Origin of the sequence: Dyella lutea, assembly GCF_024158035.1 — a bacterium.
GTDB lineage: Bacteria > Pseudomonadota > Gammaproteobacteria > Xanthomonadales > Rhodanobacteraceae > Dyella_A > Dyella_A lutea.
Window position 1 is genome coordinate 15,795 of the sequence record NZ_JAMZEK010000006.1, and the last position, 20,415, is coordinate 36,209.

The window sequence follows — 20,415 nt, forward strand, 5'->3', positions numbered from 1 at the left end:
GAGCGCCTGCCGTGGATACCGCCATGCACATGCTCTACCGACTGGTCGCCCTGCTCGCCTTTGCCGCCAGCGCGCTCGGCTGCGACCATCCGCACCGCAGCTTCACCCAGCGCTCCACCGCCAACGGCGTGGACCAGCTCGACAGCCGGGTGGAGATCACCGCCACCGGCGCTCATTTCGACTGCCGCGCCAGTCGCAGCGGGCAATGCCACTACAGCCTGTTCGCCGCCGGCTGCGACCGCGCGGACGACTGCCGCATCCCCGCCCTGAAAACGCTGACCGTGGCGGCCGGCAGCGAACGCGACGTCAGCCACCTGCCCGCCGTCGGGCAGGTGTGCGTGCGTACCGACGACGCCGCGGTGGACGCGCGCTGCCGGGCGCTCGCGCCCGGCGCCTGAGGCGCCGACCCGCCGACCGCCACCGCGCCGAGGCCTATACTTCGCGCACTCTCCCGCCCAAGCGCTGCGCATGCCCCATCGCTACGCCCCCGCACTGGCTGCGCTGTTGGCGCTGGCGGCGACCCGCGCACGCGCCGACGACGCGCCCTGGGCCCGCACCACGCTGACCTACGACGGCGCCGCGATCGGCAACCTCGATGGCGGCGTGGCGCGCTCGTCCACCTACGTCGGCAACCTGCACCTGCGCAGCCTGCTGGACCTGGACCGCGCCACCGGCTGGACCGGCACCCACGCCTACCTCGATGCGCTGTGGATCCACGGCGGCCAGCCCGATGCCTTCGTCGGCGACGCGATGGGCGTGAACAACCTGGCCGCGCCGCCGAACCTGCAGCTGGAAGAGGCGTGGATCGAGCACAACCTCGCCCATGCGAGCGTCTCGCTGCTGGCCGGCCTGTACGACGTCAACAGCGAGTTCGACCGCACCCAGTCCGGCGGTCTGTTCCTCAACAGTTCGTTCGGCATCGGGCCGGAGTTCTCGCAGAGCGGCGTCGACGGCCCGTCGATCTTCCTGCGCACCGCGCTGGGCGCACGCGTCGCCTACAAGCCGGCGGCCGGCGTGGTGTTGCGCGCGGCGGTGCTCGACGGTGTGCCGCTGATCCGCAGCGGCGACCGCCTGCGCGCCTTCCAGGCCGGCGACGGTCGGCTGTACGTAGCCGAGCTGGCCCTGCTCGACCGCCCCGGCGCGCGCCGGGCTCCCGACGCGCGCTTCCGCATCGGTCGCAACGCGATGCTGCCGATGTACCAGGGCAAGCTCGCCATCGGCGCCTGGCATTACACCACCACGTTCGACCGCCTGGTGCCGGCCGGCCGCCGCACCACGCAGCACGGCACCACCGGCTACTACGCCGTGGGCGACCGCACCGTGGCGCACGATCCCCACGACAGCGACCGCAGCCTGTCGCTGTTCGCCCAGCTCGGTGTGGGCGACCCGGACGTGGCGCGCTTCGGCCGCTACCTCGGTGCCGGCGCCGTGCTGGCCGGACCGCTCGCTTCGCGCAGCCAGGACGAACTCGGCCTGGCCATCGCGGTGGCACGCAACGGCCGCCCCTGGCGCCAGCAACAGGCACCGCGGCCGACCACCGCCACCGAACGCTCGATCGAACTGAGCTATCTGGCCCAGGCGACCGGCTGGCTCGCCGTGCAGCCGGACCTGCAGTACGTGGTCCACCCGGACACCGACCCCAGCGTGCGCAACGCGCTGGTGTTCACCCTGCGCTTCGAGCTGTCCACCGACCTGTAATCCCGCCGGACGTCCTACACCCCTCCTACCGGGGTTTCGCGTTGTGTGGCGTTCGGCAGTGGGGTGTGGCGTGCGCTTCGGTCAGCGACGAAAGCGCACGTACGCCCGCTTGGCCAGATAGAGCAGGTGACCGCCGATGCCCTTGTCCTGGGCTTTGCGCAGCGCCGTGTTCTCCGCGTACAGCATGCGGATGTGCGCGTCGCGCTCCTGCAGCAGGCGGGTCAGTTCCGTCACGTCGTGACCGTCCAGCACGTGGCCTTCGACGAGGTGTTCCGGCAGCTGCCGCTTCACGTAATAGGTGGTGTGCCGCGGCGCGGTCTCTTCCGCCGGCCGCTCGTGCGAATAGAAATACAGCGCCACCGAGCGGCGGGTCAGGTCCTCCCGTCCGGCCGGCAGGGCGATCCGGTCGAAGGCATGCCACGAGCGCTCGGACGTCTCGAAGATCACGCAGCGGTTGAAGCGCGGCACCACCGAGCGGGTCGGCCGGCGATCCTCGTGCGGATCGCGGAACAGCTCCAGGTTGCCGCCCCAGGCCGCGTCCCACTCCTGGTTGAGGTAGACGATCAGGTTGAGCCGCCGGTGCCAGCGCTCGCTGGGGTGGTAGTTGAAGTCAACGTGCGGGTCGAGGCTCATCCCGTGGCGGTTTTCGTGCGTGCCGCCGCCGAGGTACCACGGGTCGTAGAGCAGGCCGTCGATGCCGGTGATCTGGCCGATCAGGCGCAGGAACGCCGGGCTCTGGATCGCATCGTCCAGCCGCCGGTACGCCGGCCCCAGCGCGCGCACTCGCTCCAGCGTGGATTTCCCGCCCACCTTGCCGTCGTCGCCCACGGCATTGCCGCGCTCGAATGCGGGGAAGGTGTCCAGCAGCGCCGCGGCAAACTCCGGCGCGAAGAAGTCGTCGATCACCACGTGGGGAAACGGGTCGGCGGACGCGAAGGCCTCGCGATGATCGGCGCACGAGGCCAGCACGCGTTGATCGAGAATCGAGAGAGGCTCTGCGCCTTCCATGGTGGTCATCCTGGGAGTGGCCCTCGATTGTAGCCGGCGCGGCAGGCGAGCCCATGCCACCGAGCCGCGAGAAAAAAAGAGGCCCCGCCAGGCGGGGCCTCCGGGTCACCTCACGGCAACGCCGGTCAGTCGGCGTGCTTGGCCAGCCACGCATCCACGTCGGGCAGGCGATCGTTGCGGATCATCATGCGGTACTGGATGTTGGCGATGACCGTGTCGGCCACGCGCCGCGAGCTCTTGGCGATATGCGCGTCGGCGTACGCCTTGATCTTGTCGATCATCTCCGGCTTCAGCGAGCTGGCGCCCAGCGCCGGGTAGTAGCGGCTGGCCGAGGTGGAGTCGACCAGCTTGTCCACTTGGTCGCGGTGCGCCACGGCGAAGTCGAACGCCATGTCCGGATGGCGGTAGGCGACGATGCGGATCATGCCCGCGCTGTTGGTCGCGCCCGGCTCCGGGGTCAGCGCCAGATCCAGCGCCTGCTTGGCCAGGGTGTCGTCCTTGGCCAGCGAGAGCATGGCGTACAGCTGGTCCTTGATCAGCGGCGTGGTCTCGGCCTTGGCCTCGGCATGCAGCTGGTTCCAGGTGGCGGTGTCGGCACTGCGCGCGACGACCGCGGTGACCGTCTTGCGCAGCGCCACCGGCAGCGCCTTGGGATCGGTCTTCTGCGCGGCGAAGCGGCGGCGCGCCTCGGCGATCACGTCCTGGTCGCCCAGGTCGGCCAGCGAGCCGATCAGCTGGGTGCGCAGCAGGGTGGTCGGCACGCTCTCGCCGGCCCTGGCCTCCCAGCCGATGCGCGCGAACACCGGGCGCAGGCGGCTGCGGGCGAAGGCGCGGAAGCGCTCCTGGCGGGCGGCGTCGCCGTCGTAGTAGTTGTCGATGGCGTCAAAGTAGCCGGCCACCTCGCCCCACACCTGCGGATCGGCATCGGCCGGGGTGGCCTGGGCCAGCGCCAGCACGTTGGCCACCGGCTCCTTGCCGGCCATCGCCAGCGCCCAGGTGTCGCCCATCAGGCCGAGCTGGTCGATCGGCTTGAGCTTGGCGAAGTCCCCCTTCAGCGCGTCGAAGCCGGCGGTGGAGTACAGCGTGCGGTAGTAGCCGGCCTGGCCGGCGTTCACCAGCACTGGGCCGCAACCCGGCAGGGTCATCGTGCCCTTGCCGTCCAGCACGGTGGTGACCGGCTTGCCGCCGACGGTCTGCGCGATCACCGGCACGTGCCAGCGCAGCGGTGTCTTGTTCGGGCGATCCTTGGTGAACTCGCCCTGGCTCAGCAGCACCTTGGTCGACCCGGCGTTGCAGGCCATGGCCTGCACGTTGACCAGCGGGATGCCCGGCTGCAGCGTGAAGTCGTGGGCGATCTGCATGATCGGCTTGCCGGCCGCGGCCTGCACCGACTTCCACAGGTCGTCGGACACCGTGTTGCCGTACTCGTGCGCCTTGATGTAGTTGCGCACGCCGGTGCGCCAGGTCTCCGGGCCCACGTAGGCCTCGAGCATGGTGATCACCGCCTCGCCCTTGGAGTAGGTGATCGAGTCGAACGCCTGGCTGGCCTGCTCCACCGTTTCCACGTGCTGCACCACCGGGTGGGTGGTGGCGACCGCGTCGAGCGACATCGCGCCTTCACGCGTGCCGACCAGATCCAGGTTGGTATGCCATTCCGGATGCAGCTTCTCGGTGGTGCGCGCGGCCATCCACGAGGCGAAGCCTTCGTTGAGCCACAGGTCGTCCCACCAGCTCATGGTCACCAGGTCGCCGAACCACTGGTGCGCCATCTCGTGCGCGGCGGTGTTGAACACGCGCTGCTTGTCGCCCTGGGTGGAGATGCTCGGATCCAGCAGCAGGGCGTACTCGAAGGTGAAGATCGCGCCCCAGTTCTCCATCGCCGAGAAGAACTGGCTCTGACCCGGCGCGGCGATGTTGTCCAGCTTCGGCAGCGGGTACGGCACGCCGAAGTAGTCGTTGTATTCCTTCAGCACGGCGCGCGCCGAGTCCAGCGTGAAACCGGCCTGCTTGACCATGCCCTTCTGGGTGATCACGCCGATCTCGGTGCCGTCCACCTTCTCGGTGGCGCGCTCGAAGTCGCCGACGCTGAAGAACAGCAGGTAGGTGGACATCTTCGGCGACTGGCCGAAATGCACCTCGGACAGGCCGTTGCCCAGGTCCTTGCGCGAGGCGATCGGCATGTTGCTCACCGCCATCTCGTCGCTCGGCACGGTGGCGGTGAGGTCGAAGGTGGCCTTGTAGTTCGGCTCGTCCCACGAGGGGATGAAGCGACGCGCGTCGGAGTTCTCGAACTGGGTGTACAGGGCGCGCTTCTTACCGGCCTTGGTGTCGTAGTCCAGCGCGAACAGGCCGTTGGCCTGGGTCTCGACCTTGCCGCTGTAGTCCATCGCCAGCTTGTACTGCCCGGCCGGGATCGGATGGGACAGGGTGAACGTGGCGGTCTGCGCCTTGGCATCCACCGACACGGTGGGCGTGGGCACGGCGATCTTCAATTTGGTCGGGGTCAGCGTGGCCGAATGGAAGGTGAGGTCCGCCGCATTCAGCGTGATGCTGCTGGTCGGCTTGAGCACGTTGAGCGTAATGGTGACCTTGCCGTCGAAGGTGAGCTTGTCCGCATGCGGCACGATGGACACGTCGTAATGCGTGGGCACCACGCCGCGCGGCAACTGGGTGGTGGCTTCGCGCACCGGCGCCGCCTTGGCCTGGGCGGCGAGCGGCGCCATCGACACGCCGGCCAGGGCCAACGCAATGGCGGAAACGAGATATCGACGCATGACAACTCCCTGCTTGGGTGGATCCGGGTGACGGCCACCGGCGCACGCGCCGGCCCTGCCCGGAAAACGGAAACGGAAATCCCCTGATACCGCCATCGTGCGGGTACGCACCGGCTACCGGACACGGCCGGAAGTCACGACTAGGGTCGCCCGACGTGCTGCATCGCCGCGAGACTGAACCGCCGCCATCGCCTCCCTCGGCGCCGTCAACTCCTTGCGGCGGGCCGGCGTTACTGTCCTCGCCCACCGGCCACCGCCGACAAAACCCATGCGACGCAAGGTTTTACGGCGCACCGGCGGCCCGAAACCGTGCCTGTCCATTCCACCCATCGAGGAATCGCCATGAGCCTTCGCACCACGCTCCGCCGCAGCCTGATCGCCCTGCTCGCCACCAGCGCCCTCGCCGCCACCGGCGCCATGGCGCAAGCCACGCCCGTGCCCCACCACCCGCGCGTCAACGAAGTGAACAAGCGCGTCGACACCCAGCAGCAGCGCATCGACAAGGGCGTTGCCAACGGCACCATCACCGGCAAGCAGGCCGCCCGCGACGAAAAGCACGACGCCAACATCGCCCAGCGCGCCAGCGCCGACGAGGCCAGGCACAACGGCCACCTCACCAAGAAGGAAACCCGCCGCCTCAACCGCTCGGAGAACCGCAACAGCCGGCATATCCGGAAGCAGCGGAGGCACTGATACAGCCGCTTGAACGAACAAGGCCCCGCTTGGCGGGGTCTTGTTCGCCTGATCGTGCGTCTCAGGGCAAGGAAGCGCGCTGCTCGGCCCGCAGGCGCAAGGCTTCGTAGAGCTGTCCCGGCCCGAGCAGGATGTCCATCAGCCCATCCTGGGTCCGCTCCGAGCGCAGCGCCTGCGAGCTCATCGCCGAATGCGCATCCAGCGCGTCCATGATGGCGTGGACTAGGGCCTGGCGAAGATCGGGCGAGCTGGCGAACTGCTCCTTGCTGTTGCTGCCGGCTTGCTGCACCAGAGTCTCGTTTTCCAGCAGCTTGCCCTTGAGCACGCCGTTGACGTAGACGAGCTGGTCGCCGTCGGTGACCTGCCCCTCGAACAAGCCGTTCACCTTCTCGATGATCTCGGCCAGCAGCGCCTTCTCCTTGTCCTGCACCGAGCCGCTGCCCACCGCATCAAGCGGCGGCAGCTTGTAGTCGCCCTTGCCATCACGCAGGTTGAGCGGCTGCCGCCCGGCGCTGCGCAAGGTGTGGTGGGTCAGCACCACCTTGGACAGGTCGACCGTCTCACGCTCGCGCCCGAACTCCAGCAGCGGGATCAGCCGCTTGTAGAAGATGAAGCGCTTTTCGATGTCGGTGTTGCCGTAGTCGATCATCTGCGACAGGAAGGCATACAGCCGTACGTAGGCGCCCATGTCGCCCTTGAACAACTGCAGTGCATCCATGATGTCCTTCTGCGCCTGCGCCACTGGCTCGTCGCCGCTGCCCAGCGCATCGGCGCGTGCCAGTTGGGCGGCGCGGTAGCGCTTGAGCAGGCGGTCGGCCACCGGCGCCATCGCCGCACTCAGCTGGGCCTGCGTGGCGTTCGGATCGGTCTCGATCCTGGCCACGCGATCCACCTCGAAATCATCGTAGTGACCACTGGCGTCGAGCTTGGCGCGCAGGTCGAACACCTGGTGCGGATCGGTAGCCGCTTCCAGCTCGGCGGTAGCGTAGTAGGTCTTGAACGCGGTGAGGATCTCGTCCGCGTCGTTGACGAAGTCGAGGATGTAGGTGGTGTCCTTGCCCGGGTGCGCGCGGTTCAGTCGCGACAGCGTCTGCACGGCCTGGATGCCGCCCAGCATCTTGTCCACGTACATGCCGCACAACAGCGGCTGGTCGAAGCCGGTCTGGAACTTGTTGGCCACCAGCAGCAGGTGGTACTCCGGCTGCGCGAAGGCGTCGCGGATGTCGCGCCCCTTCAGGCCCGGGTTGAGATCCGGGCTGGTCTCGGTGACCGGCTCGGGGAAGCTCTCCGGGTCGTTCACCTCGCCGGAGAAGGCCACCAGCACGCCCAGCGGGTAGTTCTGCCGCGCGATGTACTCGCGCACCGCCTTCTGCCAGCGCACGGCCTCCTTGCGGCTGCCCACCACCACCATCGCCTTGGCCTTGCCCGCCAGCAGCGGCTGCACGTGCTCGCGGTAGTGCTCCACCACGATCTGCACCTTGGCCGCGATGTTGTAGGGATGCAGGCGTACCCACTGCATGATCCCCTTCATTGCCGCGCTGCGCTCCACCTCGGCCTGGTCGACCTCCCTGCCTTCGTGGGCCAGCCGGAAAGCCAGCTTGTACGGCGTGTAGTTGCGCAGCACGTCGAGGATGAAGCCCTCCTCGATCGCCTGGCGCATCGAGTACACGTGGAACGGCAGCGGCAGCCCGTCCGGCCCCGGCCGGCCGAACAGCTCCAGCGTCTTGCCCTTGGGCGTGGCGGTGAACGCCACATAGGTAAGCCCCTGCTGCCCACCGACGCGAGCGGCCATGCCGGCCGCCAGCATAGTTTCGGTGTCCACCTCGCCGCCGTCCTGCAGCTCGGCCCACTCCTGCGCGCTCAGCAGCTGCTTGAGCTTGGCGGCGGATTCGCCGGTCTGCGAGCTGTGTGCCTCGTCGGCGATCACCGCGAAACGCTTGCCTTCGGTGGTGGCCAGTTCCTGCGCGGCGCTCATCGCGGCGGGAAAGGTCTGGATGGTGCAGACGATGATCTTCTTGCCCGCCTCCAGCGCGGCCTTCAGCTGCGCGCTCTTGCTGCCCCGCTCGCTGGTGATGGTTTCCACCACGCCCGCGGTGCGCTCGAAATCGAAGATCGCCTCCTGCAACTGCGCATCCAGCACGTTGCGGTCGGACACCACCAGCACGCTGTCGAACAGCTTGGCGTTGCGGTCGTCGTGCAGGTCAGCAAGGAAGTGCGCGCTCCACGCGATGGAATTGGTCTTGCCCGAACCGGCCGAATGCTGGATCAGATAGCGCTGCCCCGGGCCGTTGGCGCGCACGTCGGCCACCAGCTTCCGCGTCGCGTCGAGCTGGTGGTAGCGCGGAAAGATCACGCTGGTGAGCCGCTTCTTGTCGTCGCGCTTGCCGATCAGGTAACGCCCCAGGATCTCCAGCCAGCTGTCGCGCGCCCACACCTGCTCCCACAGGTAGGCGGTGGCAAAGCCGTCCGGGTTCGGCGGGTTGCCGGCGCCGCCGTCGTGGCCCAGGTTGAACGGCAGGAAGCGCGTGGCCGGCCCAGCCAGCCGCGTGGTCATCATCGCCTCGGCCTGGCTCACCGCGAAATGCACCAGCGCACCGCCGGGAAACGACAGCAGCGGCTCAGCCACCCCGCCCTTGGGGTGCGGATGCCGGTCGTAGCGGTACTGGTCCACCGCATCGCCCACGCTCTGGGTGAAGTCGGATTTCAGCTCCGCCGTCGCCACCGCGATGCCGTTGACGAACAGCACCAGGTCCAGCGCATCCTGCGGGTTGTTCGGCGAGTGCTTCACCTGCCGCACCACGCGCAGGCGGTTGGCGGCGTAGCGCTGTTCCAGCGCTGGGTTCATCGCCAGCGCGGGCTTGAACTGCACCAGCGCCAGCGGTGCCTTCAGCCCGATCATTTCCACGCCCCGGCGCAGCACTTCCAGCGTGCCGCGCTCGTCCAGGCTCTTGCGCACGCGCTCGGCGATCCGCTCCGGCATGGCCGGGCCGCGCGCCTTGGTCAAGCGCTCCCAACTCTCCGGCTGGGTCGTCTCGATCCACGCCAGCAGGTCCGGCAGGTACAGGCCGTGGGCGCGATCGAAGTATTGGGCGTCGCCCTCGACGTAAAGCCAGCCGTTACTGCCGAGGTGTTCGCAGATCTCGCGCTCGAAGTGATGCTCGCGGTGCAGATTCATGCCCGTCCTTCCCCTGTAGATTCGCGTCCTTCCGCCATCGCCCGCAGGCGATCGGCCACCACGTCCGCGCGCTCCGGCTCGGCGATCAGGCCCGGCAGCACATCGAGAAAACCCGCTCGCGCCAGCAGACCGGCAAACGCCTCCGCGATGGCCTGCCGCACGTCCGCCGATGCCTGAGCCACTTCCCGCACCAGCTCCTCGCGACCATCGACGATGTTCAACACGTCTTCCAGATCGTGGCTGGCGAGCACGTCGCCCCGCCCGCGACCGGCAAAGGCCTCCAGCTTGGTCGCCACGAAGGCCACCGCCGTCGCCCGCCGTATCTGTGTCCCCTCACCCAACGGCACCCGCTGCGCGGTCGCCACCGCGTAGGGATACCAGCGATTGGCGAAGCCCAGCACGTCCGGGTGCTCCGGCATCAGGTCGAACACCACGCCGGAGTCGCGATGGATCCAGCGGCAGATCACGCCGCTCTCCGCGTCCTCGCGGAAACCACGGCGTGCCAGCTCGCGCTGCAGGCGCTGAAACTGCGCCCGCCCGGCCTGTGCCACCGCATCCACGTCGACGGTGGCGCGCACACCTTCAGCCAGCGGGTCGGTGATCAGCAATCCCGCCACCGCACCGCCGAGAAACACCACTTGTTCCCGCAGCTCGCCCAGGGCCTGCGCGATGACGCGCAGAGTGGGCAGGTTCGGATCATCCCTGCGCATCCTTAACTCCCCAGCTCCTTCGTCAGCATGTCCGTTGCCAGCGACCGCTCACGCGCCCGGCCGGCGCGAATCGCGTCCTGCAAGGCCAGCAGACGGTGCAAGGCAGGATCGAGCAATGCAGCCTGCGGCGCCGAACGGTAGATCGGCGACAGGCTCGGCCCCTTGGCCGTGCCGGAGGGGTGCGCCCACACCGGTGCTTCGTCGGCTGCGGCGGAGATCTTCCCGGCCAACGGCGCCACCCCGAACGACGTTGGGACCCCGCGCTTCACCGGCCCCGGCTGCGCCGGCCACACGTAGCGCACGCCGTGTATGGCGAACTCAGCCAGTGCAGGACGCACCGGTGCCCAATCGCCGCGTCCGCGCGCCACGGCCAGGCCTGACGCCACCGCACGCTTCACGCAGGCATGCACTTCCGAGGCGCTGAGCGTCAGCGCCTCCCCCAGCGCGGCATAGGTCCAGCGCTGGCCCGGGTGGGCAGCTACCTTGAGCAATACCAGCAGGTCCTGCGGCTTGAGTTCCACGGCTCGGGCTCGTTATTCGCAATTCGCGAATCGCGAATATCGCGGATTAAACGGTGCACGGCAAGCGTGTGACTGCAGAAAGAGCCGGTCTCGTAGCGTCGGACTGACTCCCGCTAATTTCACTTGGACCCCAAACTGAAATTAGCGGCGCGATCAACGCTCAGACAAAGCCTGTTGCCCAATCAGCAACCAAGGTTGCCAAAACAGCAACACCCTCGCGTGTAGATCTACGGTCGCTTCAGCCATCAACTTTCGCCATAACTGCGATCCAGCAAGGGTTTGGCCCGCTCGAAATCGGCCATCGTCCGCAGGCACAGCTCCAGGTCACCGGTGCCCCACGTGCCGATGTTGCGCACGTCGCGGCTGAAGCCTTCCTCCAGCGCCACCGTGTCCGGGTCCAGCTTCAGCATCACCAGCAGCTTGTCCCGGTACGGGATCACGCAGGCGAAGTTCTTCAGGCGTCGGAACGCGACGTAGAGCTTCAGGTGCTTTTCCTGCACGTCGTCGCCCAGCGCCAGCAGATAGCCGGACAAGGCCGTGTAGAGCTCCTTGATGACGGGCTGTGCCTGGCTGAGCTGTTCCTCCGCCGTCTTGTCCTTGCCGACCGGTTTGGGCTTTGTCCCGGTGGTCGAGCCAGCGGTATCGGCCTTGGCGGTGGTCGCGTCGTCCACGCTCACGCTGTTCACCAGATCGAGCAGCAGCAGGTCGTCGCCGAACAGCTTGTAGCGGATCAGTTCGATATTGCGCGGGATCTGCTGCACCGCGTGCTGGTCGTAGCGGGTGAAGTCGGCGGCGATGCAGAGCAGGCGCGTGCCGGACCAGTCGATCTGCTCGGCCACGTCCTTGCCCAGCTTTTCCATCACCAGCCACTGGAACTCCGCGCGGTGATCCATCAGCCAGTCCAGGTAGAACAGCCCCTGGTTGATCACATTCTCATTGCTGTGGCGCTTGTACTCGACGATCACCGGGCAGCCGTTCTCGTCCAGCCCCAGCGAGTCGATGCGGCCCTTGTGGGTCTTGCCGGTCACGTACTCGGTGGCGAGGAAGCGCACGCCGAGGAAGGTCGGCATCTGCGCTTCGATCAGGGATTGCAGGTGCTTTTCCACGGCGGCCGAACGCCCGGAAAGCTCATGGGCCTGACCTGAGGCAAGCCGGAACAATTGAATGTCACTCATGTGTTTCCCCAGTCCTTGCCCAGCTTGACCAACTAATCGTTGGCAGCCCACCCGAAATCCTGAAGCAAGAACGCCAGTGCGCTTACCGCCAGTTCCGCATCACTCCGTGAAACGGCACGTGTTCCGTGACTCGCCTCGCCGTTCGCCTTTGCGCGGGCGTGGAGCAGGCGGATCAAATCACCGGCGTCGGCTTGCGCCTTCATCTCCTGCTCTCTCAGATAGCGCACCAGCGGCCCAAGGTCGTTCGTACCCTCCGGACTCGACGCCGGATACCTCGCGCTGATGATGTAACAAGCGGCGTTTCGGCAAGCATCGATCGCAGCCTGAGGCGCCTGGATCGTCGCGGTCTCGACGACGGCTTCGACAGCCGCATGCAAATCGTGCCGGCTGCCTGCCGGGATCGCCGAAACGATCAGCTCGGGCAGCACCCCAAGATGCGTTTTCGACTTGAGCGTGACGAAGCAGCCCTCCAAGCCGATGCGCTCCGAGAGAACCACAATCCAACGCGAGCTCGCTCCGCCGTCCCCCAGACTGACCTCAGCACCCAGCTTCGGGGGCACGTTCGCCGTGCAGTAGGCACGGTTTACGTTGAAGGTATTGGAAGGATTACTCGTGTCCCGATTGGGGAAGCGCGACACGCAATCCGCCGGCCACCCATTCTTGTTGTTGTCTCGTTCGAACAATCTGCCACGTCGGATTCGCGTACTTGAATTGAAGTAGTCCTCGACGAAGAGCCGATCCGACGTCGGCAGCTCATCGACGATAGCGAAGGGAAGGATGATCGGCAGGCCCTGGACACGTCGCAACCATGCCTGCGTACCTTCGTACCAGAGCCCCTGTGCCTCGGCGATGTACTGCATCACGCTGCGTTCCTCACGTCGATCTTGCCGGTGACGGCGGCGGAGATCAGGGCGCTGCGACGTTCTTTCAGAAGGGCTACAGCAGCAACCGCTCCCTGCGCCAGTGATTCATAACTACCAAGTAGGTTTTCAAGACAGCTGCTGATTTCAAGCTGCTCACCCGGCGGCGGGAACGGAACAGCAAGGCTGCGGATCTGCTCAACGTTAATCCGCTTGAAGGTTGAGCCAATCATGAGCGCGTTCAATTGCTCAGAAACCACAGGCGATCGCAGGACGCATTGCATGTAATCGGGTGACGCGGCGCCACCAAGCCTGCGAAGCAGGCAGACATCCTGCCCCATCGCAAATTTCTCCACCGAGCTGGGCACCTGAGCCACCTCACCAACAGTTGCATTGCGACTGAAAAGAAGATCACCTGCCCGTGGATCACGCCCACCCTCGATCAACTGCTCGAAGAAGCCCTCCGTGGTGCGCTTGGCGTCGGACAAGTCAACGAAGCGAGACTGCACCTCGCGAATGCTGGCCAGTGGAATGCCATCCTCAGTGAACTCCGCTGTCAGATGCTTGCAATCGGTGACTGACCAAAAGCGCTTTAGCGGCCCAACCTCCCAATGCGCCGGCACTTCGCCCAGCCAGGGGATGCCGGAGTCCTTCATGGGGGCGTTGGGGTTGAGGCCGCGGGTGACTGCGTGGGAGATGGTGGCCTGACGCTTTTCGGCCAGCAGCGCCAGCAGCTTTTCCTGTTCGGCGATCAGGGCGTCGATCTTGGCGGTTTCGCGGTCGAGGAAGGTGGCGATGGCGCGCTGCTCTGCGCGATTTGGCAGCACCAACTGAAAATTTCCGATCTGTCCTTCGTTCAACGACGGAACAGCACCAGGATTTGCGATTAGATCAAAGCGAACGAGATTCAGCGCATAGCTGACAAACGCAACGTCTGCGGCGTCGTCATCGACAACCAGTCCCATCATGTTGTTGTCGATGCACGCAGCTTCGCCAAGCCTCCGAATTCGCCCCAAAAGCAGTGCAGCACCCACCTTGGCAAAGACCAGCGCCCCCGATGGAAATATGTAGGCACCAAGGCGCTCTGCCGTAGCGCGAGAAATATTGTTTTCACTTCCCCAAAGTACGCCATCGCTGCCAGCACGACCCAGCGCATTCACCTTGTGGAACGGCAGCTCCTCGGCGTCGAGCCCCTGCTCGGCATGGGGAAAGCCTGCGCCCCCCTTCAACTTTCCCAATTGTTTGACCGGAGCAATGAGCCAATGAGCCGGAATCTCGCCTAGCCATGGCACTCCGCTGTCCTTGTATTCCGGATAACGCGGCAAGCTCACGACCGCACCCCGCACGAGCCGAGACGCTGGATGCCAGCGTGCGCTGGCATGACTGTGAGGGGGATGGTGGCGGTCGTAATGGCGAGGGGGATGGGAAGCTGGGCGTGGGGGTGCGGGTGGGCGCGTTGGGGCTGGGGCGGGATGGGCCGCGCGATCATTCGGCCAGCTCTCCCAGCATCGCCATGATCCGCGCCGAGACGGCCTTCAGTTCCTCGTCGATGTCATGCAGCGGGCGCGGTGGCTCGAATACGTAGAAGTGGCGGTTGAAGGGGATCTCATAGCCCACCTTGCTCTTGGCTTCGTCGATCCAGGCGTCGGGGGCATGCGGCAGCACTTCGCGATCGAAGTAGGCCTGGATGTCTTCACCCAGCGGTACGTTCTCGGTGTCGCGCAGGCTGCTGTCCGGCTGCGGCTGGCCTTTCTGTTTGCCCTTCTGGCCAAGCACCACCTTACCCTGCTCGTCGCGCAGCGGGCGCTCGACGGTGATGGTGGTATAGCCGAATTCCTGGTTGCGGAAGATGCGCGCCAGCGGCGCCACTTTCACCTTGCCGCCGGGCGGCGGCTCGGGGGCGAATTCGGCGGCGGCGATGATGCTGCGCTCCACTTCCTTGCCGTCGGCGTCGAACACAGTGGCGAGTTCCGCCTCCTGGAATTCGCCGAACAGTTTGGTGATGGCGTCGATGTGCGCGTCGCTCATTTCCTTGCGCTTGGAGCCGAGGCTCTTGCGCATCTTCTGCCAGAAGCTTCCGGCGTCGATCAGCTGCACGGTGCCTTTGCGCCTCTGATCTTTCTTGTTGGAGACCACCCACACGTAGGTGGCGATGCCGGTGTTGTAGAACATGTCGGTGGGCAGGGCGACGATGGCCTCCACCAGGTCGTTCTCCAGCAGGTAGCGGCGGATCTCGCTCTCGCCGCTGCCGGCGCCGCCGGTGAAGAGCGGCGAGCCGTTGAGTACGATGCCGAAGCGACTGCCGCCGTCCACCGCCGGGCGCATCTTGGACACCAGGTGCAGCAGGAACAGCATGGAGCCGTCGGACACGCGCGGCAGGCCAGGGCCGAAGCGGCCGTCGAAGCCCTTCTCCTCGTGCTCCTTGCGGATCGCCTTCTCGACCTTCTTCCACTCCACGCCGAACGGCGGGTTGGACAGCATGTAGTCGAACTTGCGCGCGGCATGGCCGTCGTCGCTGAGCGTGTTGCCGGGCACCATGTTGGTGACCTCCTGCCCGCGGATCAGCATGTCCGCCTTGCAGATGGCGTAGGACTCGTCGTTGAGCTCCTGGCCATAGAGCGACAGGCGCGCCTCCGGGTTGTGGTCGCGCAGGAACTCGGCGGCCACCGAGAGCATGCCGCCGGTGCCGGCGGTGGGGTCGTAGATGGTGCGCACTACGTTGTTGCCGGGGGTGAGCACCTCGTCGTCCTCGATGAAGATGAGGTTGACCATCAGCCGGATGACTTCGCGCGGGGTGAAGTGCTCACCGGCGGTTTCGTTGGACAGCTCGGCGAACTTGCGGATCAGCTCCTCGAACACCAGGCCCATCTGCACGTTGTCCACCCGGTCCGGGTGCAGGTCGACGTTGGCGAACTTCTCGGTGACCAGGTACAGCAGGTCGGCCTTGGCCAGCCGGTTGACCTGGGTGGCGAAGTCGAAGCGCTCGAAGATCTCGCGCACCTCGGGCGAGAAGCCCTGCACGTAGCTGGTGAGGTTGGACTCGATGTGGTCCTGGTCGCCCATCAGCGTAGGCAGGTCCAGCTCGCAGGCGTTGTAGAACTTCACCCCGGACGCGCGACGAAGGAACTGGTCGGGATCAATTTCGGCCGCCTCGCGCTTCTTCTTTTCCGCCAGCACCTTGGCCTTGGTCGCCTCCAGCACGCAGTCCAGCCGGCGCAGCACGGTGAACGGCAGGATCACCCGGCCGTATTCGGATTGCTTGTAGTCGCCGCGCAGCAGGTCGGCGACCGACCAGATGAGGGCAGAAAGGGAGGTTTGGTTCATGGGTGACTGCTTGTGTGAAATAGCCGGCCAGAGCCGGCATGGAAGTGAAGGCGATGCACCATGGCGGTATGGCGTCGCAACGACTGAGAGCGTTGGGGCGCGCTCATGCGCCCTCCAGCCGCGCCAGGTAGGCACGTCGCCGGGTAATGGTTGTGGAGAGGTGTCGTAGCAGAGGAGCATCCGCTTCGACGCCCAAGCCACCGGCCACGCCCGGCAGCTGCTGCTGCAAGGCGTCGGCCAACGAGAGCGCGCGCCGCCGCAACAAGGTGAGGTTGAGCCGGGCTTCGTCGCAGAGCTGCTGCCATTGGCGCTTCATCACCCAGCGCGGACGACGCTCGCCACCGATGGCCATGGCCAGCTTGTCGTCCAGTTCGGGCCAGTAGGCGGTGGACAGGAGGTCGTAGGCCGGGGCCAGACGCAGCTTTCCCTTCCGGTCGTAGAGCATGGCGATGTTCTTGGCGTGCGCGTCGGCGTTGCCGATCAGCATATTGAACAGCAGCCAGTCGACCAGTTGCAGGCGATCCCGCGCCGGCAGCGCGCTGTGGCGGTCGATGAGTGCGAACAGATCACGGACACCCGGACCGCCTTCAATCTCGTATTTCTGGTCCGGCAGAACGCCGGCCAGCTGGCAAAAGTCGAGTTGATGCAGGCGATGGACGCGATCGCCGTCGATGACGCGGTCGTAGCGCTCCACGAGCAGCACCTGTTCGGGTTGCGCAACCAGCTGCACCGGCGCCGACGGCAAACCGACCGCCTGCGCCAGACGCATGCACAGCGCCTCGTTGAGCACGGCATCGGGATACAGCTTTTCCGGCTGCAGTGCCGGCTTGAGGATGTGCGTGGACGCCGCACCGCCCGCCGGCAGGCTGAACTGGCCATCCGCGTAGCGCAGGGGAATCTTGTTCTGCGCGCCCGCCAGCGAGAGACGCAGATCGCCGTGACTCTGCAGCAGCGGGATGTTGTCGCGCAGGCGCTGCAGGTCCGCCGTCAGCTGATCCGGCGGGTACGGCTCGTAGGCAGGTTCGCGCTGCGGCTCGTCCGTTTCCGGGACCAGCTCGAAGGCACCCGCGCACTCTCGACCGAACGCCTCCAGCAGGCGGTACACGTTCCCGCGTGGAAGTCGCTGCAGCCTGCACAGGGTGTCGAGAACCGGCCCCTCCGGAAGCAGGTTGGCGAAGAAGAACAGCACCTCCTCGCCGATATGCGGATCGGCCCGTAGCGGCAGGCGTGGAGACAGCGGGAAGGTATGGGGTCGCCCCAGCCATGCGGCGTCGTAGGTGAACGCCAGTTCGCGCTCCCGGGCCTGCAGACGACCGACGATTTCCCCCGCATGCCGGACAGCAAGCATCAGCCGCGCTCCTGCGGCACGATGCGCAGCCCCAGCGCCTTGATCACCTGCAGCGCCTTGCCGAGACCCACGGTGCCGCGACCGTTCTCGATCGCGATGACGGTGTCGCGCCCGACCCCGGAGGCAAGGGCAAGCTGGTCCTGGGTCAGCTCGGCACCGATGCGCGCCGTACGCACGATCTCGCCCAGCGCCAGCGCATCCGGGTCGTCACCACGCCGGGCATGACCGCGCACCTTGGGCGAAAAGTTGGTCCTGGTCGACATGGTGTGTTTGGGGCCCTTGAGATCGCCATAAGTCGGCGAAGTCCGACTTTTAAGGAATTCTCAGTGGAAAATCAAGGAAAGTTGAACTTGACCGACTTTCTTGATCACCAGGTTGCCACCGTTCCCGCTACTTCCGGTGCGACCCAGGCGCTGTAACAAATCGTTACATCGCCTGCCCTGCTTCAAGGCGCGCAAAGCAAACGCGCAAAGAAAAGCCCCGCATCGCGGGGCTTCTCTTCGTCACGCCGTGCCGGAAGCTCAGGCGAACAGGTCGCCCCAGACGATCGCAGCGGTACGATCACCTCCCAACGCTAGCGAGCCAGGCTCGGGCCAGAGGACGCTTGCTGCGAGGCTTGCACCTGCATGGCTGCAACGGCTTGCGCTTGTCCTTGCTGCTGCGTGACCTGCTGGAACTGCTCCATCGCCTGCGGCCAGCGGGCAGCACTCTGCTCCATGGGGGTATTGGCGCTGGCGGTGGGGACCTGGGTGCGCAGGTCGAGCAAGTGGTCCTGCCGGCCCGGTGGCGTCTGCACCGCCCACAGCCGGGTGCCATCGTCCGAGAGCGCGATGCGGTCGATGCGTTGCAGGCCGTCGGCGCGCGCCTGCACGGCGAGCGACGAAGCCACCTGATCGCTGTGGATGTCGGGGGCGCGGCCGAGCGAACGGTCCAGCGCGTGCACGTGCTGCCGGGTCTGCTGGAAAAAGGCGTGGTCCGGATGCTGCGGGTCGTCCAGTCGCGTAGGCAAGGCCGGCTCGGGGGGATTGACCGGACGAGACGCTGGCGACTCGCGACAGCCGTGTCCCTGCGCCGCAGACAGCTTCGACGCCTCCATATCCCGGGTTTCACGGATTTCCGCCGCGACGTTGCCTTCGGCGGCGTGCCGTCCGAAGAGCATGCCGGGCGCGCTCCACTGGCCCTGCGCATCGCGGGTATAGCTGCGGCCATCGGAGGCCAATACCGTCCGATCCGCATCACGGAGGGTGGAAGCGACTGCCTCAGGCAGCGGCCCGAATGCAGACCAGCCGCGCTGTTCGTAAAGCGCGCGATAGGCCTCCGCCACACCTTGCGGTGAATTGGCGCGGTTGTGCGCGATGCTGCGCTCGGCCGCCTGGTCGAGTTCGGCGGCACGCTGGGGAGAGGCCACCTCGGTACCGCGCTCGACCACGCGCCCCACCACGCCGGTCACCACCGACCGCGTCCACTGCCCGCTCTCGGCCTGGCGCCTCCAGTCGTCGGCCTGGAGGCGGGCCGGGTCGGCGGCGTTGGCTGGCTGCCGGTACGGATCGGCCAGCTCGCTCGGTTGCGCCATGCGCAGTTCGGCCATGCGGGTGGATGCCTGGTAGTCCAGCCGGCTCTGCAGCGCCGCGTCCGCCACGGGGCCCTGCACGTCGCCGGGAAGCGGCGGCAGATCGGACACCCAGCCCTGCCCGGGGTGCGCCGGGTCGTAGCGCCAGGGCCGACCTTGCGGATCGTCCTGGTGGTAGATGCGGTAGTCGTCGAAAGCATTCACGAGCCTGTCGCCGCCGATCGCGCCAACCACCCCGCCCACCGCGCCGGTGACGAACGCACCCGGGCCGGATTCGATGCCGGCGAGCGTGCCAAGCCCGCCCAGGACCTCGGCCCCCGCCACCATGCCCAGCGTGCGACCGCCCAGATGCAACATGCCGGACTGCGCGCCGGTGACGTTGCCCTGGCGAAGCAGATCGGTGGTGTGATCGACGGTGCTGGCGGTGTCCTCGATAACCGCAGCGGCACCGAGCACACCCAGGCCGCGGGCTAGCCCCGGCACTTCGCCTGCCCGCGCGACGGTCACCTCGGGCTTGGGCAGGTTGTCGACCGATTTGACGTAAACCGGCTCATGGAAGAGCTGGCGATTGGGCACCAGCGCCTGCTCGGCACCGCCCGGTTTGGTGACCAATCCGTCCAGCTCGGAGGTCGGCGCCACGGTACTGACGAACACCTGCGTCGGCACCTTTGGCGTGATGCGATAGACGTCGTAGCGTGGCGCCTCGCTGGCTATCGGCAGGCCGTAGAACTCGGAGATGTTCCTACCCTGCGCTATCGCCGCCTCGGCTTCGGCGGCCTTGGCCCAGAACGGGGAGTGAGTGCTCGGCTGAGTGCCTGCCGGCACGAACTTCAGCAGGGTTTCGCCGGTGTCGAGCGTTTCCATGCTGGGGAGCTCGCGGCCGGACATGAGCTGCTCAACAGCACGATCGGTGATTTTTCTCGAGGGAGTGTCCGATGGAGCGGCCTCGCTGAGGCGCCACCAATACATCGCACCCTCATTGGTTTCCAGATAGTCGAGCGCCGATTGCAACGATACGCCATCCGGCTTGAACGTCTCGAACCTGGCTATGGCATCCGAGTAACGCTGCTTGAGATGATCGTCCGTCATCCCATCCGCAGTCATGACCGGGGCTCCTCGGTCTTCGCCTTGCGCATCGCATCCATGCGCGCATTGATTCGCTTTTCCTGCTCGGTCAGACCGCCACGCATTTCAATTGAAAAGCCAACGTATGCGTCGTCTACGTCGGGGTCCGTGAAATCGACATAGCGACCGTCAGCAAAGTTGTAAGCACCGGGAATATCCCTCCTGTCCACGGGTTGCAGCACCCGACCTGCCTTGGCCTCATCAAGCAGGGGCTTAAGGGCGCGTAGAAGACTCTGCACATCCTCGCTGTCCGGATACTGTTTCAGCACCCACTCCAGGTGCTCGGCTGCTTCCTTGAGCTTTGCCGGGTCGATGGTCTGGGTCATGGCGCGCTGTCCTCAAGTAGCCGGAAAATTGGAACACAGGACTCTTTTACAGATAGTCCGTGTCGCGTGCGACATTCCTCCTCAGGGACAAGTCGCCATACGCACGCA

16 protein-coding genes are annotated in these 20,415 nt (G+C 66.4%); 3 read left to right on the forward strand and 13 right to left on the reverse strand.

Annotated features, from left to right (window positions below; genetic code table 11):
• Positions 1-11: 11 nt before the first annotated feature.
• Entirely contained in the window at positions 12-398 is a 387-nt protein-coding gene (locus NC595_RS19950) for a hypothetical protein (protein WP_063670072.1), read from the forward strand.
• A gap of 70 nt (positions 399-468) precedes the next feature.
• The gene (locus tag NC595_RS19955; RefSeq protein ID WP_253569137.1) at positions 469-1,698 is read left to right on the forward strand and encodes a carbohydrate porin; all 1,230 of its coding nucleotides are present in this window, start codon (positions 469-471) and stop codon (positions 1,696-1,698) included.
• Positions 1,699-1,779: 81 nt separating this feature from the next.
• Here the strand turns inward: NC595_RS19955 and NC595_RS19960 are convergent, their stop codons facing one another.
• Both NC595_RS19960 and NC595_RS19965 read right to left on the reverse strand, forming a co-directional pair.
• The gene (locus NC595_RS19960) at positions 1,780-2,706 is read right to left on the reverse strand and encodes a 2OG-Fe(II) oxygenase (protein WP_253569138.1); all 927 of its coding nucleotides are present in this window, start codon (positions 2,704-2,706) and stop codon (positions 1,780-1,782) included.
• A 125-nt stretch (positions 2,707-2,831) separates the two neighbouring features.
• The gene (locus NC595_RS19965) at positions 2,832-5,480 is read right to left on the reverse strand and encodes a M1 family metallopeptidase (protein WP_253569139.1); all 2,649 of its coding nucleotides are present in this window, start codon (positions 5,478-5,480) and stop codon (positions 2,832-2,834) included.
• Between the two features lie 342 nt (positions 5,481-5,822).
• Between NC595_RS19965 and NC595_RS19970 the strand changes: the two genes are divergently transcribed.
• Complete coding sequence (locus tag NC595_RS19970; RefSeq protein ID WP_253569140.1) at positions 5,823-6,173, forward strand: hypothetical protein; 351 nt, start codon at positions 5,823-5,825, stop codon at positions 6,171-6,173.
• Positions 6,174-6,234: 61 nt separating this feature from the next.
• Here NC595_RS19970 and NC595_RS19975 read toward each other — a convergent pair whose 3' ends face one another.
• The 11 genes from NC595_RS19975 to NC595_RS20025 all read right to left on the reverse strand — a co-directional run bounded on the left by NC595_RS19975 (position 6,235) and on the right by NC595_RS20025 (position 20,307).
• Positions 6,235-9,348 (reverse strand): type I restriction endonuclease subunit R, encoded by a 3,114-nt coding sequence (locus NC595_RS19975; protein WP_253569141.1) that lies wholly within the window; start codon positions 9,346-9,348, stop codon positions 6,235-6,237.
• Complete coding sequence (locus tag NC595_RS19980) at positions 9,345-10,058, reverse strand: hypothetical protein (RefSeq protein WP_253569142.1); 714 nt, start codon at positions 10,056-10,058, stop codon at positions 9,345-9,347. The genes NC595_RS19975 and NC595_RS19980 overlap by 4 nt, the downstream gene beginning before the upstream one ends.
• A 2-nt stretch (positions 10,059-10,060) precedes the next feature.
• Positions 10,061-10,579, reverse strand: coding sequence for a MarR family transcriptional regulator (locus NC595_RS19985; RefSeq protein ID WP_253569143.1), 519 nt, complete (start codon positions 10,577-10,579; stop codon positions 10,061-10,063).
• A gap of 245 nt (positions 10,580-10,824) precedes the next feature.
• The gene (locus tag NC595_RS19990; protein ID WP_253569144.1) at positions 10,825-11,754 is read right to left on the reverse strand and encodes a DUF5655 domain-containing protein; all 930 of its coding nucleotides are present in this window, start codon (positions 11,752-11,754) and stop codon (positions 10,825-10,827) included.
• A 32-nt stretch (positions 11,755-11,786) separates the two neighbouring features.
• Entirely contained in the window at positions 11,787-12,614 is an 828-nt protein-coding gene (locus NC595_RS19995) for a hypothetical protein (RefSeq protein WP_253569145.1), read from the reverse strand.
• Positions 12,614-13,945, reverse strand: a complete 1,332-nt coding sequence (locus NC595_RS20000; protein WP_253569146.1) for a restriction endonuclease subunit S — start codon at positions 13,943-13,945, stop codon at positions 12,614-12,616. The genes NC595_RS19995 and NC595_RS20000 overlap by 1 nt, the downstream gene beginning before the upstream one ends.
• 154 nt (positions 13,946-14,099) lie before the next feature.
• A complete protein-coding gene (locus NC595_RS20005) occupies positions 14,100-15,938 on the reverse strand; it encodes an N-6 DNA methylase (RefSeq protein ID WP_253569147.1) in 1,839 nt (612 codons plus the stop codon).
• 103 nt (positions 15,939-16,041) lie between these two features.
• Entirely contained in the window at positions 16,042-17,286 is a 1,245-nt protein-coding gene (locus NC595_RS20010; protein WP_253569148.1) for a type II toxin-antitoxin system HipA family toxin, read from the reverse strand.
• Positions 17,286-17,549: a helix-turn-helix domain-containing protein gene (locus NC595_RS20015; protein ID WP_253569149.1), complete on the reverse strand. Its 264-nt coding sequence runs from the start codon at positions 17,547-17,549 to the stop codon at positions 17,286-17,288. The genes NC595_RS20010 and NC595_RS20015 overlap by 1 nt, the downstream gene beginning before the upstream one ends.
• 311 nt (positions 17,550-17,860) lie before the next feature.
• Entirely contained in the window at positions 17,861-19,960 is a 2,100-nt protein-coding gene (locus tag NC595_RS20020) for an XVIPCD domain-containing protein (protein WP_253569150.1), read from the reverse strand.
• Positions 19,957-20,307 (reverse strand): hypothetical protein, encoded by a 351-nt coding sequence (locus NC595_RS20025; protein WP_253569151.1) that lies wholly within the window; start codon positions 20,305-20,307, stop codon positions 19,957-19,959. The genes NC595_RS20020 and NC595_RS20025 overlap by 4 nt, the downstream gene beginning before the upstream one ends.
• Positions 20,308-20,415: the final 108 nt, after the last annotated feature.

Bases quoted from the DNA above. Each gene is read 5' to 3' on its own strand.
- NC595_RS19955 (WP_253569137.1), top strand. From the start codon at position 469: ATGCCCCATCGCTACGCCCCCGCACTGGCTGCGCTGTTGGCGCTGGCG.
- NC595_RS19960 (WP_253569138.1), bottom strand. From the start codon at position 2,706: ATGGAAGGCGCAGAGCCTCTCTCGATTCTCGATCAACGCGTGCTGGCC.
- NC595_RS19965 (WP_253569139.1), bottom strand. From the start codon at position 5,480: ATGCGTCGATATCTCGTTTCCGCCATTGCGTTGGCCCTGGCCGGCGTG.
- NC595_RS19970 (WP_253569140.1), top strand. From the start codon at position 5,823: ATGAGCCTTCGCACCACGCTCCGCCGCAGCCTGATCGCCCTGCTCGCC.
- NC595_RS19975 (WP_253569141.1), bottom strand. From the start codon at position 9,348: ATGAATCTGCACCGCGAGCATCACTTCGAGCGCGAGATCTGCGAACAC.
- NC595_RS19980 (WP_253569142.1), bottom strand. From the start codon at position 10,058: ATGCGCAGGGATGATCCGAACCTGCCCACTCTGCGCGTCATCGCGCAG.
- NC595_RS19990 (WP_253569144.1), bottom strand. From the start codon at position 11,754: ATGAGTGACATTCAATTGTTCCGGCTTGCCTCAGGTCAGGCCCATGAG.
- NC595_RS19995 (WP_253569145.1), bottom strand. From the start codon at position 12,614: ATGCAGTACATCGCCGAGGCACAGGGGCTCTGGTACGAAGGTACGCAG.
- NC595_RS20005 (WP_253569147.1), bottom strand. From the start codon at position 15,938: ATGAACCAAACCTCCCTTTCTGCCCTCATCTGGTCGGTCGCCGACCTG.
- NC595_RS20010 (WP_253569148.1), bottom strand. From the start codon at position 17,286: ATGCTTGCTGTCCGGCATGCGGGGGAAATCGTCGGTCGTCTGCAGGCC.
- NC595_RS20015 (WP_253569149.1), bottom strand. From the start codon at position 17,549: ATGTCGACCAGGACCAACTTTTCGCCCAAGGTGCGCGGTCATGCCCGG.
- NC595_RS20020 (WP_253569150.1), bottom strand. From the start codon at position 19,960: ATGACTGCGGATGGGATGACGGACGATCATCTCAAGCAGCGTTACTCG.
- NC595_RS20025 (WP_253569151.1), bottom strand. From the start codon at position 20,307: ATGACCCAGACCATCGACCCGGCAAAGCTCAAGGAAGCAGCCGAGCAC.